9 protein-coding genes and 8 tRNA genes are annotated in these 18,798 nt (G+C 43.2%); 16 read left to right on the top strand and 1 reads right to left on the bottom strand.

Translation table 11 applies throughout. The features are described from left to right. The first annotated feature begins 207 nt into the window (after nt 1-207). The 12 genes from QUF07_RS09625 to QUF07_RS09680 all read left to right on the top strand — a co-directional run bounded on the left by QUF07_RS09625 (nt 208) and on the right by QUF07_RS09680 (nt 6,653). Nucleotides 208-1,692 (top strand): amino acid permease, encoded by a 1,485-nt coding sequence (locus tag QUF07_RS09625; protein WP_217163366.1) that lies wholly within the window; start codon nt 208-210, stop codon nt 1,690-1,692. 133 nt (nt 1,693-1,825) lie between these two features. Then, complete coding sequence (locus QUF07_RS09630) at nt 1,826-2,869, top strand: tagatose 1,6-diphosphate aldolase (RefSeq protein WP_289427300.1); 1,044 nt, start codon at nt 1,826-1,828, stop codon at nt 2,867-2,869. Nucleotides 2,870-2,957: 88 nt separating this feature from the next. Further along, the gene (locus QUF07_RS09635) at nt 2,958-3,596 is read left to right on the top strand and encodes a deoxynucleoside kinase (protein WP_289427301.1); all 639 of its coding nucleotides are present in this window, start codon (nt 2,958-2,960) and stop codon (nt 3,594-3,596) included. A gap of 428 nt (nt 3,597-4,024) precedes the next feature. Then, the gene (gene serS / locus QUF07_RS09640; RefSeq protein ID WP_217163372.1) at nt 4,025-5,308 is read left to right on the top strand and encodes a serine--tRNA ligase; all 1,284 of its coding nucleotides are present in this window, start codon (nt 4,025-4,027) and stop codon (nt 5,306-5,308) included. A 560-nt stretch (nt 5,309-5,868) separates the two neighbouring features. Next, a tRNA-Val gene (locus QUF07_RS09645) sits at nt 5,869-5,941 on the top strand. A 3-nt stretch (nt 5,942-5,944) separates the two neighbouring features. Next, nucleotides 5,945-6,017, top strand: a tRNA-Lys gene (locus tag QUF07_RS09650). Nucleotides 6,018-6,035: 18 nt separating this feature from the next. Then, nucleotides 6,036-6,117 (top strand) — tRNA-Leu (locus QUF07_RS09655). Nucleotides 6,118-6,148: 31 nt separating this feature from the next. Beyond that, nucleotides 6,149-6,222, top strand: a tRNA-Thr gene (locus QUF07_RS09660). 4 nt (nt 6,223-6,226) lie between these two features. Next, nucleotides 6,227-6,298 (top strand) — tRNA-Gly (locus tag QUF07_RS09665). A 53-nt stretch (nt 6,299-6,351) separates the two neighbouring features. Then, nucleotides 6,352-6,425: transfer RNA gene (locus QUF07_RS09670), tRNA-Arg, on the top strand. A gap of 20 nt (nt 6,426-6,445) precedes the next feature. After that, nucleotides 6,446-6,519 (top strand) — tRNA-Pro (locus tag QUF07_RS09675). Between the two features lie 60 nt (nt 6,520-6,579). Continuing rightward, nucleotides 6,580-6,653, top strand: a tRNA-Pro gene (locus QUF07_RS09680). 128 nt (nt 6,654-6,781) lie between these two features. On the opposite strand, the gene QUF07_RS09685 is transcribed toward QUF07_RS09680, so the two are convergent. Then, a complete protein-coding gene (locus tag QUF07_RS09685; protein WP_289427302.1) occupies nt 6,782-7,555 on the bottom strand; it encodes a CPBP family intramembrane glutamic endopeptidase in 774 nt (257 codons plus the stop codon). 620 nt (nt 7,556-8,175) lie between these two features. Between QUF07_RS09685 and QUF07_RS09690 the strand changes: the two genes are divergently transcribed. The 4 genes from QUF07_RS09690 to rpoC all read left to right on the top strand — a co-directional run bounded on the left by QUF07_RS09690 (nt 8,176) and on the right by rpoC (nt 18,660). Continuing rightward, entirely contained in the window at nt 8,176-8,643 is a 468-nt protein-coding gene (locus QUF07_RS09690) for a CtsR family transcriptional regulator (protein WP_056983225.1), read from the top strand. Nucleotides 8,644-8,658: 15 nt separating this feature from the next. Next, nucleotides 8,659-11,148, top strand: coding sequence for an ATP-dependent Clp protease ATP-binding subunit (locus QUF07_RS09695; RefSeq protein WP_289427303.1), 2,490 nt, complete (start codon nt 8,659-8,661; stop codon nt 11,146-11,148). A 226-nt stretch (nt 11,149-11,374) separates the two neighbouring features. Further along, nucleotides 11,375-14,983, top strand: a complete 3,609-nt coding sequence (rpoB, locus tag QUF07_RS09700) for a DNA-directed RNA polymerase subunit beta (protein WP_217342070.1) — start codon at nt 11,375-11,377, stop codon at nt 14,981-14,983. A 14-nt stretch (nt 14,984-14,997) separates the two neighbouring features. Further along, nucleotides 14,998-18,660, top strand: coding sequence for a DNA-directed RNA polymerase subunit beta' (gene rpoC / locus QUF07_RS09705; RefSeq protein WP_217163381.1), 3,663 nt, complete (start codon nt 14,998-15,000; stop codon nt 18,658-18,660). The last annotated feature ends 138 nt before the right edge of the window (nt 18,661-18,798 follow it).

Here is an 18,798-nt window from a genome sequence, read left to right on the forward strand (position 1 = left end):
GGGAATTCTCCTCGGTGGAGACTTACACTCCGATCTCTAACCGCCTGGATCCGCTCACTTATTTTTAGGACAGCTCCGTAAAGCAGAAGTCTGCATGTAAGCACCACCGAGAAAAATTCCAGAACCAGGAATTTCCCTCGTTGGAGCTATACACTCTGACTTCTAAGCGCTTTACTCCGCTCACTTTTATATTTAGGAGACGAAATCATGAAGGAAAATTCAAATGAAGAACCGAACGGTCACGTGCAACGGGGGTTAAAAGCCCGCCACGTTTCGATGATCGCTTTAGGTGGCTGTATTGGAACTGGCTTGTTTGTTGCCAGTGGATCTGCAATTAGTCAGGCTGGGCCTGGTGGGGCGTTAACTGCCTACGTCCTGATGGGGATGATGGTTTACTTTTTGATGACCAGCCTTGGTGAAATGGCCACCAACATGCCAATTTCTGGTTCGTTCGCTGCTTATTCAGCTAAATATGTTGATCCAGCGCTCGGATTTGCAATGGGGTGGAATTACTGGTTCAACTGGGCAATTACCGTTGCCGTTGATATTAGTACGGCCGCTCTGGTGATGAAGTTCTGGTTGCCAAATGTGCCAGCTTGGATTTGGAGCGCGATTGCGTTGCTCCTGATCTTCTTAATCAACGCGATGTCAGTCAGCACGTTTGGAGAAACTGAGTTCTGGATGTCACTGATCAAAGTTGTCACCATCATCGTCTTTCTGATTGTTGGGGCGTTAACCATTTTTGGTATCATGGGTGGTCATTTTGTTGGAATGCGTAACTTTTCAATTAAGCAGGCGCCGTTTGTAGGTGGGTTCCCGGCGATTTTGACCGTTTTCGTGGTTGCCGGCTTCTCATTTCAGGGGACTGAATTAGTTGGGATTACTGCTGGTGAATCCAAGGATCCTCAGCACAGTGTGCCAAAGGCCATTAACGAGGTATTCTGGCGAATCATTTTATTCTATATTTTGACAATTTTTGTGATCGCTGCAATTATTCCTTATACCAGTCACTCCCTGCTAGGTTCCAGTGCAACTGACATTGCCATTAGTCCCTTTACGCTGGTCTTTCAGCGGGCAGGACTTGCAGCCGCCGCAAGTATTATGAACGCTGTTATTTTGACGTCAGTCATTTCATCAGCCAATTCAGGGATGTATGCTTCAACCCGGATGCTGTATTCATTGTCCAATAGTGGTTATGCTCCCAAGAAACTTGGCGAAACGGCAGCCAACGGGATTCCTTATTACTCACTGCTTGTGACAACCGTCGTTTCATTGTTGACCTTCATTTCAAGTATTGCCGGCCCGAAGCTCTACATGTGGTTGGTCGCCGCTTCCGGTTTAACTGGTTTTATTGCCTGGTTTGGAATCGCCATTTCCCACTATCGCTTTAGGCGGGCATTCATCAAGCAGGGGCACAATTTGAGTGAATTGAAATATCACGCGAAGCTATTTCCATTTGGACCGGTACTGTGCTTAATTTTATGTATTTTGGTTATAGTTGGCCAAAATCCAAGTGCATTTGCCAGCTTTGATTGGAAACAAATCTTGGTCACTTACATGAGTGTGCCATTGGTTCTGATCCTTTATATCGTCTATAAGCTGAAGCATCACACGAAAATCATTCCGCTTGAAAAAGTCGACGTTTCCCCAGCTCATAAGGATGAAGATTTGTCGAAATTAAACGAAAAATAAAGTTCAATTTTAAAATTGGTCTATCCATTTGGGTGGGTCTTTTTTTATTTATTAGTCATTATAACTTGCCATATCCCCTGCATGTTTGGTAGAATCGACTTAATTGGTATATTTAATAAATGAGGTGGCAAATATGACAAAAAAGTTTATGTCCAAAGGAAAATTCCGCAGAATGATGGAAGTTTCCGATGATAAAGGAATTATCAACGCAATGGCGCTAGATCAACGCGGATCACTTGTTAAAGGTATGAAAAAAGCTTCCGAGAAATACGGAAAAGCTTTCACAATGGACATGGTCTACGATTTCAAGAGAATCGTTTCCGGTGAGTTGAGCGCCTTAAGCTCCGCGGTCTTATTAGACGAACAGATGGGCTTTAAAGGGATTGAAGCTAAGAGTCCCGACACCGGTTTAATTATGTCTTACGAAAAGACCGGCTACGATGCTGACACACCTGGCCGCTTACCAAGCTTGATTCCAGAACAATCTGCACAAATTATGATTGAACGCGGTGCCAATGCTTTAAAGGTGTTGGTTTACTACAACCCCAATGACCCAGATGAAATCAACGATGTGAAAAAAGCCTTCGCAGAACGCTATGGGACTGAAGGCCTTGCCGCCGAAGTACCAACCTTCTTCGAAATTGTCACATACGATGATAAGCTGGATAGCAAGTCCTTGGATTTTGCAAAAATCAAGCCTGAATTAGTTTTGAAGTCAATGAAGGAATTCACGCAGGATAAATATCACATTGATGTTTTGAAAATGGAAGTACCATTTAACCCAACTTATGTTCAAGGCTGGACCGATGGTGATGAGTATGCCTACACTGAGGATCAGGCCAAGGGCTACTTGAAAGAGTTGAGTGCCGAAGCAACGCGGCCTTACATTTTCTTGAGTGCTGGTGTGCCGACACCAATCTTTCAGCGTGAGTTGAAGCTGGCTGGCGATGCCGGTGCCAAATTTAACGGTGTCTTGAGTGGCCGGGCAACTTGGCTGGAAAGTGTTGATATCTGGATTAAGGATGGCGAAAAAGGCTTGGTTGATTGGCTGAAGGACAAGGGTACCAAAAACGTGAAGGAATTGACCGAAATCTTGGGTCAAAATGCAACTCCATGGTTTGACGCATACGGTGGAATGGATAATATCGAAGTCGTGGATACTTCCAAGATTAAATAATTTACACAATATGTTGAACCCATCCTCCTGAACTAGTACAATATGTTGAGTGACTTAAAGAATTTCACTGAATGTAAGGGGACTAAACATGCTTGTACTAGCTGGAACAATTGGTGCGGGGAAGACTTCACTGACCCAGATGCTGTCGAAACATTTGGGAACGCCCGCATATTATGAATCTGTTGAACATAACCGGATCTTGCCACTTTTCTATAAGGATCCCAAAAAATACGCGTTCTTACTCCAAATTGACTTCTTGAATCGCCGGATGGATGACATCAAGAAAGCTTGGCAAAATGATGAGAGTGTTTTGGATCGCTCGATTTTTGAGGACTCATTACTCTTTCATTTGAATGCCGATCTCGGTCGGGCGACTGAAACTGAAGTGGATATCTACGATTCCTTGCTGAAGAACATGATGCAGGAACTCCCAGAGACACCTCATAGTAAGAACCCCAATCTGCTGATTCATATCAATATTTCGTTTGAGACGATGTTGAAACGGATTCAAAAGCGTGGCCGTTCGTTTGAACAGATTGATAATGATCCAAGCCTGTATCAATACTATAAAGATTTGAATGAGCGTTATCAGAAGTGGTTTGCCAATTATGACAAGTCCCCAAAAATTCAAATCGATGGCGACAAGTATGATTTTGTTGAGAACGATGCGGATAAACACAAGGTCATCGATTTAATCGACCAAAAGATGGCGCAATTAGCGATTTAGCACCTTGTGATTTAATCAATGATTCGCTATAATCAAGTACAGATAAAACGTTTTGTGCCTATTAAGTAGACTTCAGAGAGACAATGGTCGGTGAAAATTGTCGTCGAATATTCCAGCACAAAAAAGCGGGCGAGCAATGTCGCACGGTGTATGCCGTTACCATACTAGAGAGCTTAACCACGAGTAACTGGTTAAGAACTTGGGTGGTACCGCGAAAAGGATCCTTCGTCCCAGTGATGAAGGCTTCTTTTTTTGTAGAGTGGTTGAAAAGGCGTTTTGACCCCAGAAGTTAAGGCGATTAGCCGAATATTGTGGTCTTCAATATTGGGCTAATTGCCTTAACTGGCAGGGGTCAGCCTTTACAAGTACGTTTCAGCAATAGCTGCGAAAAAATTTCCAAAAAACACCAACATTCTAAGGAGGATAATATGTTAGACATCAAGCAAATTAGAAAAGATCCAGATTTTACCAAGAAGAAGTTAGCAACTCGGGGCATTAAGCCTGAAACCATTGATGAATTACTAGGTTACGATGCCAAGCGTCGAGATTTAATTGTTGAATCAGAATCTTTGAAGGCAACCCGGAATGAAGTTTCAGAGAAAATTTCCCACGCAAAGCGCAACAAGGAAGATGCCAGCGATGCAATTAATCAGATGAAGCAAACCGGCCAAAAGATTAAAGCACTCGATGATCAATTGAAGAAAATTGAAGAAGATGAGCACGATCTTGCTGCCCATTTACCAAACATTCCTGCCGATGACGTGCCGGTTTCATTGACTGAAGAAGGCTCTGTTGAACTCCGGAAAGTTGGTACGATTCCATCATTTGGGTTTAAGCCTAAACATCACTGGGATATCGGTGAAGATCTTGGGATTCTCGATTTTGAACGGGCAGCAAAAGTTTCCGGCAGCCGGTTTGTTTATTATATCGGTGACGGTGCCCTGCTTGAACGAGCAGTTTATAATTTCTATCTTGATCAAAACACGGCCGCTGGTTATCAAGAAGTCATTCCGCCATATATGGTTAATGAAGCTTCAATGTATGGAACTGGGCAATTCCCTAAGTTCCTGGAAACTAAGGCCGGCTACGAGTTGACAGGCACAGATTTGACGATGATTCCAACCGCTGAGGTCCCATTGGTTAACTATTATCGAGATGAAGTAATCCCAGAAGAAAAACTACCAGTTTCATTCACAGCGCTCAGCCCAGCTTTCCGTTCCGAAGCCGGAAGTGCCGGTCGAGACACAAAAGGATTGATTCGACTTCACCAATTTAACAAGGTTGAGATGGTTAAATTCACCAAACCGGAAGATTCGTGGGATGCGTTGGAACAAATTACGCATCAAGCTGAAGATAACTTGAAAAAGTTAGGCCTTGCTTATCACGTTATTACGTTGACCACCAGTGACATGAGCTTCACGGCTGCAATGACCCACGACTTGGAAGTTTGGTTCCCAGCGCAGGATAAGTACCGGGAAATTTCCAGCTGTTCAAATACGACTGATTTTCAGGCTAGAAGAGCCCATATCCAATACCGGGATGAAGATGGCAAGCTTCACTTTGTCCATACGCTGAACGGCTCAGGATTGGCTGTAGGTCGAACTGTGGCTGCAATCCTAGAAAACTATCAAAACGAAGACGGTTCTGTCACGATTCCAGAGGTGCTTCGTCCGTACATGCACGGCAAAGAAAAAATTGAAAAGCAAAAATAATTAAATAATCCGCAGTAAAAAATACGTATTTAATAAATGTAACCCATAAAACGGTCTTTTATTGTTTACCGGTCTTACTTAGATCCCCCATCTTTGTATGGTCCGTTTACCATTCCCCAGTATGTTGAATCCAAGATGACCCACCATTTTGGAGGAGAACTGGAAGGCAAGGAGCAGAAATGTTCCTTGTCTTTTTTTTGAATTTGGGGTGATCAGTGGGGTGCTTCGGTCTGAATTTTAACCGAATTTTACTATAAGCGTTCAAGCTTGTGGACGGCAGCCTTGTAGAACACACATATCCATCGGTCAAAATGGGCGTTTAAAAGCATTAAACCATGCAAAAAACGATATTGACTGAATTAATTCAAAAAAACTGCAAATTGGACTAGCAATGTTTTCCCGGATAGGATATAATATTTTTTGTCGGAAAATAACCTGACGAAGCAACTGTTAAGCCAGCAAAGAATTTTAAATTACTTCTTGACTTGAGTTGAGTGGTAATGGTAAAATCTAATAGTTGTGTTGATGGTGTTACTACCAACATGTAACAATAGTTTCATGGAGGATTAGCTCAGCTGGGAGAGCATCTGCCTTACAAGCAGGAGGTCACAGGTTCGATCCCTGTATCCTCCATATGAGCCGTTAGCTCAGTTGGTAGAGCATCTGACTTTTAATCAGAGGGTCGGCAGTTCGAGACTGCCACGGCTCATTGCCGGTTTTTTACAATGCGGGCGTGGCGGAACTGGCAGACGCGCTAGATTTAGGTTCTAGTGTCTTATGACGTGGGGGTTCGAATCCCTTCGCCCGCATAGGTACTAGATGCCTGCATATTATTGTTTTGCCGACTTAGCTCAGTTGGTTAGAGCGCTTCACTAGTAATGAAGAGGTCGGGCGTTCGAATCGTCTAGTCGGCATTTTGCGGAAGTAGTTCAGTGGTAGAACATCACCTTGCCATGGTGGGGGTCGCGGGTTCGAATCCCGTCTTCCGCTTCAATCAAATTTCATTGGTTGTTGTGTCACAAGCTTAATTGAATAATTATTTTGCACCCATAGCGCAACTGGATAGAGTGTCTGACTACGAATCAGAAGGTTGTAGGTTCGACTCCTACTGGGTGCATTTTTTATTGCCATCATTTTCGGGAAGTAGCTCAGCTTGGTAGAGCACCTGGTTTGGGACCAGGGGGTCGCAGGTTCGAATCCTGTCTTCCCGACTTTTTTATCGATATATTTTGTGATATATTGATTATGTTAACTGAATATTGCTTAATCATCGGGAAGTAGCTCAGCTTGGTAGAGCACTACGTTCGGGACGTAGGGGTCGCAAGTTCAAATCTTGTTTTCCCGATTTTTTTGTGTCTTGAAATAAACTCCTCGCAAAGAAATGGTTCATAAGATGACAAAGGAAGTTGCTTGGCCAAGCCCCCAATGATGGCCAAACAACTTCCTTTTTGCAATGATCAATATAATTTAGAATTAGTTACCAAGTGAATAGGTTTTAGATAAGTGACTATCGTTGGTGTTGTGGTCAAATGAAATTAAAAAGAATAACGCCACCAAAAATACGAGTCCCCAAATAATGATAAATGGCGTCCATGGAGTGATCCCACTTAATGACGGGTTAACCGAAAGCCCGGCACTCCAGTCGAACAATGAATGCAGAAGAACATTCCAACCCATGGTATTTGTTGCGATTCGAATTGAAGCGAGCAGCAAGCCAAGGACAAAGGCATAAATGACCTGTTGGACGGTCGTGTTAAGGGGCTGATGCAGCGCATTTACAAAATGAAACAACCCAAAAAGGGCTGACGAAGAGCAGGCGGCCAATGTGTACCTCAAACGATGGCGATTAAAAACGCATAGGCATGAAGATAAGAGCAACCCCCGGAACAAAAACTCCTCGCAAATGCCAGCAGATAGTGCCATGAATGTATCACCAATTAACGTTTTCGAACCAAGCACTTGGATAATTTGACCAGTTACATTTCGGAATACCAACAAAGCTGCTAGTACTAATAAAAAGCACCAGACTTTGGTAGACTTTCTGTATTTAACGTGTGAATTGCGGAGCTTGTCCGCTCCAATTATGTAATACACGATACCTGCAACGATAAGTGCAAATACAAAACGAAAAGACGCATGAATAAGTGGGCTAGTTCCGTGAAAGATGACATCCACCCCTAAGTACATCGCCACGAGGACAATCGCTGAAGCAAACTGATTAAATATGGAGAATCGACTTTTGGACATGATGAGCCTCCTATGATTAGAATGTTTTTATTATCCCTCGCTTGTGGTGGTTTTATCAAGGGCAGATTAGAAAATAAGTGGCTTGTTCGCTGAGTGCGTTCTACATTCTAACAAGCAGAAGTCTGCACATAGATGAAAATAGGCACCGAGGTTCTTTGTTACATAGCAGAAACGTGCGAAAACAAGCAAGAATCTGCGCGTAAGCACCTTTAGAAAAAATTCCAAGCCCGGGAATTTCCTCTAAAGGCAACTTAGGGTGCTACAAATAAAATATTCTTTTACACAGTAAACGTGCTCCGACGACACTGAACCCTAATGTATGAGCCAAGGGGGACAATGATGTCACCATTACATAGAAACGTGCTCAGCCCATCAGTTCCCTGCACATAACTGAAGACAAGCACCGAGGTTCTTTGTTACATAGCAGAAACGTGCGAAAACAAGCAAGAATCTGCGCGTAAGCACCTTTGAAAAAAATTCCAAGCCCACGAATTTCTTCCAAAGGAGACTTACACTCCGATTCTTAACCGCTTGTTTTCGCACTCTCAATCCTTTTCCTTGTACTTTCCTCAGACATTCGTATAATAATAGTCAATATTAGTCAAAGAATGGGTGATGAAATGGCCGACGAAAATATTTCAGATTTAATTGAACGTTATTTAAAAGAAATCCTTGCAGATAACGAACAGGTTAAGATTCGTCGTTCTGAAATTGCTGGTTTGTTTGACGTTGTACCGTCCCAAATCAACTACGTAATCAATACGCGATTTACTATCCAAAATGGTTATATCGTTGAGAGCAAGCGTGGTGGTGGCGGCTACATTAGAATAGAAAAAGTCCGCTTATTAGACGATATCGACGTTTTAGATTCATTAATCGCCGCGATTGGTAACAAGTTATCCAAAAGAGATAGTGAAACAATCGTTCAAACGTTATATAATAATGACTTAATTAATCGTAGAGAGGCCAGCATTATTTTGGCCGCGATTGATAAAGATGCGATTGACCTGAACAATAATGATTTAACAGATATCATGAGAGCGAATATAATGATATCAATCCTGAATCGTTTACGTTACGAGGGATAGAAAGTGAGGGTGTCTATGAATAATTTGTTTACTCCAAGCGCTAAGAATGTTTTAACCATCGCTCAGGAACAAGCCAAGAAATTTAAACATCAGGCTATCGGTACTGAACACCTTTTACTAGGTCTACTGATTGAAACGAATGGGATCGCTTATAAAGCACTTCAACAGTTCTCAGTAACTGCCGAAGATGTCACAGAAGAAGTCGAACGGTTTGCTGGTTATGGCAACTTGAAGAATCTTTCAAGTACGGATTACCTGCCATATTCACCAAAGGCTAAGGAAGTTTTAGCCCAAGCAGGAGATTTCGCCAAGAAAAATGGCGTTCCTAAAGTAGGAACCGAACACATTTTAATTTCACTTCTAACCGATGAGACAATCTTATCATCCAGAATTTTAATTAATTTGGGGCTTGATCTATCACAAATTCGCAAAGTAACATTGCGCAAAATGGGAATTAGTGGTGGTTCAATGGCTTCAAACATGGCAGCCAAGCAACGGGGCCGTCAATCAAAACGAAATGAATCAAAGACACCAACGATTGATTCATTGGCTCGTGACTTAACTGAATTAGCTCGTCAAGACCGGCTTGATCCAACCATTGGCCGTGATCTTGAAGTTAAGCGGGTGGTTCAGATTTTAGCTCGGCGGACTAAGAATAACCCAGTTCTAATTGGAGAACCCGGCGTTGGAAAAACAGCCATTGCAGAAGGCCTTGCTGAACGAATCGTTAAAGGCGAAGTTCCCGGCGACATGGTTAACAAACGCTTGATGATGCTCGACATGGGCTCATTGGTTGCCGGAACCAAGTACCGTGGCGAATTCGAAGACCGCTTGAAGAAAGTGATCGATGAAATTTATTCAGATGGTAACATCATTCTCTTCATTGATGAGTTGCATACCTTAATTGGTGCCGGTGGTGCCGAAGGGGCAATTGATGCCTCCAATATCTTGAAACCTGCATTGGCTCGTGGTGAGCTTCAGTTAATCGGGGCAACAACGCTTGATGAATACCAAAAGTACATTGAATCAGATGCTGCCTTGGAACGTCGATTTGCCAAAGTGATGGTTGACGAGCCCACGACTGACGAAACTGCTCAAATTCTCAAGGGGCTGCGGCCGAAGTACGAACAACATCATCATGTTGAAATTACTGATGAAGCAATTGAAACAGCGGTTAACCTTTCAAACCGTTACATTAGTGACCGGTTCTTACCAGATAAGGCCATTGACTTGATGGATGAAGCAGCTGCCAAAGTTCGAATTGACCATCTCCAAAATTCCGAAGTTGTTGACGATCACAAACAATTATCTGAGTTGCTTTCACAATTAAACGAGGCATTGGTCGCGCAAGACTATGACAAGGCTGCCAAATTGCGTAAGCAGGCTAATAAGTTGCAAGATGAATTAGCCAAGAACGATCAATCCGATGATGGTGATGAAACGCATTACCCAGTCAAAGAAACTGGTCAGGATGTCGCCGAAATTGTGGGCGAATGGACTGGCATTCCAGTAACTCGTTTGAGTCGGACAGAAGCTGATCGATTGGTTAATTTGGAAAAAGTTCTTCACAAGCGGGTTGTTGGCCAAGAAGAAGCTATTTCGGCCGTTTCTCGTTCAATTCGAAGAGCCCGGAGTGGGTTGAAAGATCCCAATCGCCCAATTGGGTCATTCATGTTCCTTGGACCTACTGGGGTTGGTAAGACCGAACTTGCCAAAGCAGTGGCAGAGGCAGTCTTTGGTTCTGAAGATGATATGATCAGAGTCGACATGAGTGAGTTCATGGAGAAGTACTCAACGAGTCGTTTGATTGGGTCTGCTCCTGGATACGTCGGTTATGACGAAGGTGGTCAACTGACCGAAAAGGTTCGTCAGAAGCCATACTCCGTTGTCCTATTTGATGAAGTTGAAAAGGCCCACCCAGATGTCTTTAACTTGTTGCTGCAAGTCTTAGATGATGGTTACCTGACCGATTCAAAGGGTCGTAAGATTGACTTTAGAAATACCGTCATTATCATGACTTCCAACCTTGGCGCCACAACGCTTCGTGATAAGAAGACTGTTGGGTTTGGTCAAGAAGATCCTAAGGAAGGCTACAATGAAATGAAGGATACGATTCAGGCTGCTTTGAAGAAACAATTCCGACCAGAGTTCTTGAATCGAATTGATGAAGTCGTTGTCTTCCACTCATTGACTAAGGCTGAACTTGGCCAGATTGTGCACTTGATGACCAAGCCGGTTATCAAACGGATTCACGATCAAGGCATTGATATCAAAGTGACGAAGACTGCCATTGGTATCATTGCCGATCGGGGGTACGATCCTCAATATGGTGCCCGGCCAATTCGGCGAGCTATCCAAACCGAATTGGAAGACAAGTTGAGTGCCAAGCTGCTGGCCAAAGAGATTGTTCCTGGTGATTCAGTAACAGTTGGTGGTCGTAACAAGCAGATTACAATTTCAGTTAAAAAGCCAGAACGCAAAACTTTGGTGAATAACAAAAAATAACCGCGGTTCGAAGCAATATCGGTTGACATTTATCGTTTAGATTGGTATATTGTTAGTTGTATTTGTTGTGAATCGAAATGGCCAACGCGATCTATTGTCCGGGTTGACCTGCATAAAAAACCAAAAGCAAGTTGAGCTTGTTTTTGGATTTTTTTTGCTCAAAATCCGGTAAAAAGCGCAATTGTAATCAAATTGTAACATTTCGATTCCGGAATTTTTTGGAGAGGTGAAAAACTTGGCAGGACACTTAGTTAAATATGGAAAACACCGTACCCGACGAAGTTATGCACGAATCAAAGAAGTGCTTGATTTACCGAACCTTATTGAAATCCAGACTAATTCTTACAACTGGTTTTTAGATGAGGGACTTCGCGAAACATTCGAAGGCATTATGCCAATCGATGATTTTCAAGGAAAACTATCATTAGAGTTTGTTGATTATCAATTGTTAGAGCCAAAATACACTGTAGATGAGGCTCGTGAACATGAAGCTAACTACTCAGCTCCACTTCACATTACCTTGAAATTAACCAATCACGAGACTGGCGAAATTAAGACCCAAGATGTATTCTTTGGCGATTTTCCACTAATGACTGATCAAGGTACGTTTATCATTAATGGGGCAGAGCGGGTAATTGTTTCTCAATTAGTTCGTTCACCTGGTGTCTATTATCATGAAGATACCGACAAGAATGGCCGGGCTTCTTATGGAACGACTGTAATTCCTAACAGAGGTGCTTGGCTAGAATTTGAAACCGACGCAAAGAATATTGCTTATGTTCGAATTGATCGAACCCGAAAAATTCCTTTGACCGAATTAATCAGAGCCCTTGGCTTTGGCAACGATTCAGAGATCGTTGACATGCTGGGTGACAGTGAAAGCCTTGGCTTAACGTTGGAAAAGGATGTTCATAAGGACACCGATGATTCTCGGGTTGAAGAATCATTGAAGGATATTTATGAACGACTACGTCCCGGCGAGCCTAAGACTGCTGATTCATCAAGAAGTTTGCTGACTGCCCGCTTCTTTGATCCAAAGCGTTATGATATGGCGCCCGTTGGCCGTTACAAGACTAACAAGAAGTTGAGCTTGAAGAACCGTTTGTTAGGTTTGACATTGGGTGAGACCCTTGCTGACCCGGATACCGGTGAAATCATTGCTCAAAAGGGAACGGTTGTCACTAAGGACGTTATGAAAGACTTGGCGCCTTATCTTGATAAGAAGGATTTCAAGGCTTACACCTTCAATCCATCAGATGAAGCGGTTGTAACAAAGCCGATGACTGTTCAAATCATTCAGGTTCAATCAGTCAACGATCCTGATCGAGTTGTTCCAATCATTGGTAATGACAACATTCCATTGAGCTTCAAACACATCACTCCAGCAGACATCATCTCTTCAATGAACTACTTTTTTAACCTACAAGAAGGCATTGGCAGCATTGATGATATCGACCATTTGGGTAACCGGCGAATCCGTTCAGTTGGTGAGCTTTTGCAAAACCAATTCCGAATTGGCTTATCTCGAATGGAACGAGTTGTTCGTGAAAGAATGTCAATTCAGGATACTTCAACCGTTACACCTCAACAATTGATTAACATTCGTCCAGTGGTTGCTTCAATTAAGGAATTCTTTGGTTCATCACAATTGTCACAATTCATGGACCAAACCAATCCACTTGGCGAATTAACGCATAAACGTCGTTTGTCAGCCCTTGGACCTGGTGGTTTGACGCGTGACCGTGCCGGATATGAAGTCCGGGATGTTCACTATACTCATTATGGCCGGATGTGTCCGATCGAAACGCCTGAAGGCCCTAACATTGGATTGATTAACAGTTTGTCCAGTTATGCCCGGGTTAATAAGTACGGGTTCATCGAGACGCCATACCGACGGGTTGATTGGACGACCCATAAGGTTACTGACCGAATCGATTACTTGACTGCTGATGAAGAAGATAACTTTGTTATTGCACAGGCCAACTCACCATTAAATGATGATGGTTCATTTGTTAATAACATCGTTATGGCTCGTCACCAATCAAATAACATTGAAATCAGCATTGATAAAGTTGATTACATGGATGTTTCGCCTAAGCAAGTTGTTGCCGTAGCGACTGCATGTATTCCTTTCTTGGAAAATGATGATTCCAACCGTGCTTTGATGGGTGCCAACATGCAGCGTCAGGCCGTTCCCTTGGTTGACCCTCATGCGCCACTTGTTGGAACTGGTATTGAATACAAAGCCGCTCATGATTCCGGAGTTGCCTTGATTTGCAAGTACCCAGGAACTGTTGAATACGTTGATGCTCGTGAAATCCGAGTTCGTCGTGACGACAAGTCATTGGATAAGTACAAGTTAATGAAATTCCGTCGATCAAACGGTGGTAAGAACTATAACCAACGGCCAATCGTTAAAGTTGGCGATCACGTTGATGCTGATGAAATTTTAGCCGATGGTCCATCAATGGAAGGCGGGGAATTGGCACTTGGCCAAAACCCAGTTGTTGCCTTCATGACATGGCAAGGTTATAACTTCGAAGATGCCATCGCCATCAGTGAACGACTCGTTAAGGATGATGTTTACACATCAATTCATATTGAAGAATATGAATCAGAAACTCGGGATACTAAATTAGGACCTGAGGAAATGACCCGAGAAATTCCTAACGTTGGTGAAGATGCATTAAAGAACCTCGACGAAGACGGAACTGTCCGGATTGGTGCCGAAGTTCATGATGGTGATATTTTAGTTGGTAAAGTTACGCCTAAAGGGGTGACTGAATTATCAGCTGAAGAGCGATTACTCCATGCGATTTTCGGTGAAAAGTCACGTGAAGTTCGTGACACGTCATTGAGAGTTCCTCATGGTGGTGGCGGCATCATCCAAGATGTCAAAATCTTCACTCGTGAAAATGGTGATGAGCTTTCACCTGGTGTTAACCGGATGGTTCGAGTTTACATCGCCCAGAAACGTAAGATCCAAGTTGGTGACAAGATGTCTGGTCGTCATGGTAACAAGGGTACTGTTTCTGTTGTGATTCCTGAAGAGGATATGCCATTCTTGCCAGATGGAACTCCAGTTGATATCATGTTGAGTCCCATGGGTGTGCCATCACGGATGAACATTGGTCAAGTTTTGGAACTCCATCTAGGGATGGCCGCTCGAAAACTTGGAATCCATGTTGCAACGCCTGTTTTCGATGGTGCCCGTGATAAAGATATTTGGGATGCTGTTAAGGAAGCCGGAATGCCTTCAGATGGTAAATACATCTTGTACGATGGCCGTACCGGTGAACCATTTGATAAGAAGATCGCCGTTGGTGTCATGCATTACCTAAAGCTTGCCCACATGGTTGATGATAAGATTCATGCTCGTTCAATTGGACCTTACTCATTGGTTACACAACAGCCTTTAGGTGGTAAAGCACAGTTTGGTGGTCAGCGTTTTGGTGAAATGGAAGTTTGGGCACTTGAAGCTTATGGTGCTGCTTACACACTCCAAGAAATTTTGACTTACAAGTCTGATGACGTTGTTGGTCGGGTTAAGACTTATGAAGCCATTGTTAAAGGTGAGCCAATTCCAAAGCCTGGTGTGCCAGAATCATTCCGTGTGCTTGTTAAAGAGCTACAGTCACTCGGCCTTGATATGAAGGTTCTTGACTCCAGTCACAAGGAAATCGAACTTCGTGACCTTGATGATGACGATGATGTCGTTAACGTTGATGCATTGAGCAAGCTGGCTCAAAAGAAGGATCAGGAAGCAAAAGATAAAAAAGCCGCTGCTGATCAAGAAGCAACCAAATCAACCAACGTTAACAACAGTAATGACTAAGGGAGGTCAAACTAGTGGTCGATGTTAATAAATTCGAGAGTATGCAAATTGGATTAGCCTCTCCTGATAAGATCCGTAGTTGGTCATATGGTGAAGTTAAGAAGCCAGAAACCATTAACTACCGAACTTTGAAGCCTGAAAAAGACGGCTTGTTCGATGAGCGGATTTTCGGTCCAACCAAGGACTGGGAATGTGCTTGTGGTAAGTACAAACGAATCCGTTATAAGGGAATCGTTTGTGACCGCTGTGGGGTTGAAGTTACCCGTTCAAAGGTTCGTCGTGAACGAATGGGTCATATTGAATTGGCAGCGCCAGTCACCCACATTTGGTATTTCAAGGGAATTCCTAGCCGAATGGGACTTGTCCTTGACATGAGCCCACGGGCACTTGAAGAAATTATTTACTTTGCTTCATATGTTGTTACTGAACCAGGTAACACCCCTATGGAGAAAAAACAATTACTTTCAGAACGTGAATATCGTGATAAGAAGCAAGAATACGGTCCTCGTTTTGAAGCGCAAATTGGTGCCGAAGCAATTAAGACGTTATTAAACGACGTTGATGTTGAAAAAGAAGTTGTTGAATTAAAGGATGAATTGAAGAATGCCACTGGCCAAAAGCGGACGCGTGCCGTTCGTCGTTTGGACATTTTGGAAGCCTTCGTTCAATCTGGCAACCAACTTTCATGGATGGTAATGGATGCAATTCCAGTTATCCCACCTGATCTTCGGCCAATGGTTCAATTGGAAGGTGGCCGGTTTGCCACTTCTGATTTGAACGATTTGTATCGTCGAGTAATCAACCGGAACAACCGACTCAAACGATTGCTTGATTTGAACGCCCCAGGAATCATCGTTCAAAACGAAAAACGGATGCTTCAAGAAGCCGTTGATGCTTTGATCGATAATGGTCGTCGTGGTCGTCCAGTTGCTGGTCCCGGAAACCGGCCATTGAAGTCCCTTTCACACATGTTGAAAGGAAAGCAAGGTCGTTTCCGTCAGAACTTACTTGGTAAGCGGGTTGATTATTCTGGCCGTTCAGTTATCGATGTTGGTCCTCATTTGCGAATGAACCAAATGGGATTACCAGTTCCAATGGCGATGGAATTATTCAAGCCATTTATCATGAAGGAATTGGTTGGCCGCAATTTAGCTTCCAACATTAAGAACGCTAAGCGCAAAATTGAACGCCAAGATGACGATGTCTTCAGCGTCTTGGAAGATGTTATCAAGGAACACCCTGTTCTGTTGAACCGGGCTCCTACGCTTCATAGACTTGGTATTCAAGCCTTTGAACCTGTTCTGGTTAGTGGTAAATCAATGCGATTGCACCCACTTGTTTGTGAAGCCTATAACGCCGACTTTGATGGTGACCAAATGGCGATTCACGTTCCGCTATCTGACGAAGCCCAAGCTGAATCCAGACTATTAATGTTGGCTGCTGGCCACATTTTAGCTCCTAAAGATGGTAAGCCAGTTGTAACGCCATCTCAAGATATGGTTATCGGTAACTATTACCTCACCATGGAAGAAGCTGGCCGTGAGGGTGAGGGCATGATCTTTAACTCACCTGACGAAGCTCAATTAGCTTACAAGAACGGAATTGTTCATTGGCATACTCGAGTTGGAATTAAGGCATCTGCTTATCCTAAGAAGACGTTCACTAAGGATCAACTTGGTAAGATTTTGGTTACTTCAGTTGGTAAGATCATTTTCAACCGAATTTTGCCAGAAGACTTCCCATATATTAACGAACCTACTGACACCAACATTAATAATTATGTTGATGACAAGTACTTCCTTGAACCAGGTGAAGATATCCATGAGCATTTAAAGGATGCCAAATTGGTACCGCCATTCAAGAAAGGGTTCTTAAGTGACATTATCGCTGAAGTTTATAAGCGTTATAAGGTGACTGAAACCTCATTCTTCTTGGATCGCATGAAGGATCTTGGATACAATGAATCAACTAAATCTGGTTTGACAGTTGGGATTACTGATATTACCCAGTTGCCTGACAAACAAGCATTGATTGACGCTGCTCATAAGAAAGTTGATATGGTTACCAAGCAGTTCCGTCGTGGTTTGATTACGGATCACGAACGTTACGAACGAGTAATCGGTATTTGGAACGATGCTAAGGATGATATTCAGAAACGTTTGATGGATGAACAGGATCCACAAAATCCTATCTATATGATGAGTGATTCCGGTGCCCGTGGTAACATTTCAAACTTTACTCAGTTGGCTGGAATGCGTGGCTTGATGGCCGCCCCTAACGGTGAAATCATGGAACTGCCAATTACATCAAACTTCCGTGAGGGACTTTCTGTTTTGGAAATGTTCATTTCAACCCATGGGGCCCGTAAAGGGATGACTGATACCGCCCTTAAGACCGCCAACTCTGGTTACTTGACCCGTCGACTTGTTGATGTGGCCCAGGATGTCATTGTTCGTGAAAAGGACTGTGGTACCGATCGTGGATTGACTATCAGTGCAATTACTGAAGGAAATGAAATGATCGAACCATTGTATGACCGAATTCTTGGCCGATATGCTCACAAGACAGTTAAGAACCCTAAGACTGGTGAAGTGATTGTCCCTGCTAACACAATGATCACCGAAGACCAAGCCCAGCAAATTGATGCCCTCGGTATTAAAGAAGTCACGATCCGTTCAGCATTTACTTGCAATACCATTCACGGTGTTTGTGAGAAGTGTTATGGTCGTAACTTGGCTACTGGAGACGAAGTTGAAGTTGGTGAAGCAGTTGGGACTGTTGCTGCTCAATCAATTGGTGAACCTGGTACCCAGTTAACCATGCGGAACTTCCATACCGGTGGTGTTGCTGGTAACGCTGATATCACCCAAGGATTGCCTCGAGTTCAAGAAATCTTTGAAGCCCGTAATCCAAAAGGTAAAGCTGAGATCAGTGAAGTTACTGGTATTGTTGAATCGATCGAAGAAAATCCGGCTGAAAGAACCAAGGAAGTCACTGTTAAAGGTGAGTCTGACACCAGAACTTATACGGTTCCGATTACGGCTCAAATGAAAGTTGCTGAAGGTGACTTCATTCACCGTGGATCTGCTTTGAACGAAGGTTCTGTTGATCCTAAGGAATTGTTGAAGGTTCGAGACGTCCTTTCAACTGAAAACTACCTCTTGCATGAAGTTCAAAAAGTTTATCGAATGCAAGGTGTGGAAGTTTCTGATAAGCATGTGGAAATCATGATTAGACAGATGCTTCGTAAAGTTCGTATCATGGATCCAGGTGACACTGATGTGCTTCCAGGAACCTTGATGGATATCTTTGATTTCAAGGATAGTAACGCTGATACCGTTGTTTCCGGTGGAATTCCAGCTACTGCTCGTCCAGTATTGCTTGGAATTACCAAAGCCGCTCTTGAAACCAATAGTTTCTTGTCTGCTGCTTCATTCCAGGAAACAACTCGTGTATTAACTGATGCTGCTATTCGTGGAAAGAATGACCCACTTGTTGGTTTGAAGGAAAATGTTATCATTGGTAAATTGATTCCTGCTGGTACAGGAATGCCTGATTACCGTGGTATTAAGCCAAAGGAAATTGGCAATTCTTCAACTGATGGGGTTTACTCGATCAGCGAACTTGAAGAAAAAATGAAAGCTGAAGATGCAAGTAAGAGTAAGACCACTAAGTAGAAATTACTGAACGGTTGGCTTGCGTTTTCAAAGTAAAGAGGCACTATTCCAATTCGGAGTATGAGGTGTACCCCAAAAGTTAAAGTAAATATTTGCTTGTCTTTCCTAGGCGGCACGGAGTCGATAGCTTATCGGCGC

This window comes from Lentilactobacillus sp. TOM.63 (genome assembly GCF_030361045.1).
GTDB lineage: Bacteria > Bacillota > Bacilli > Lactobacillales > Lactobacillaceae > Lentilactobacillus > Lentilactobacillus dabitei.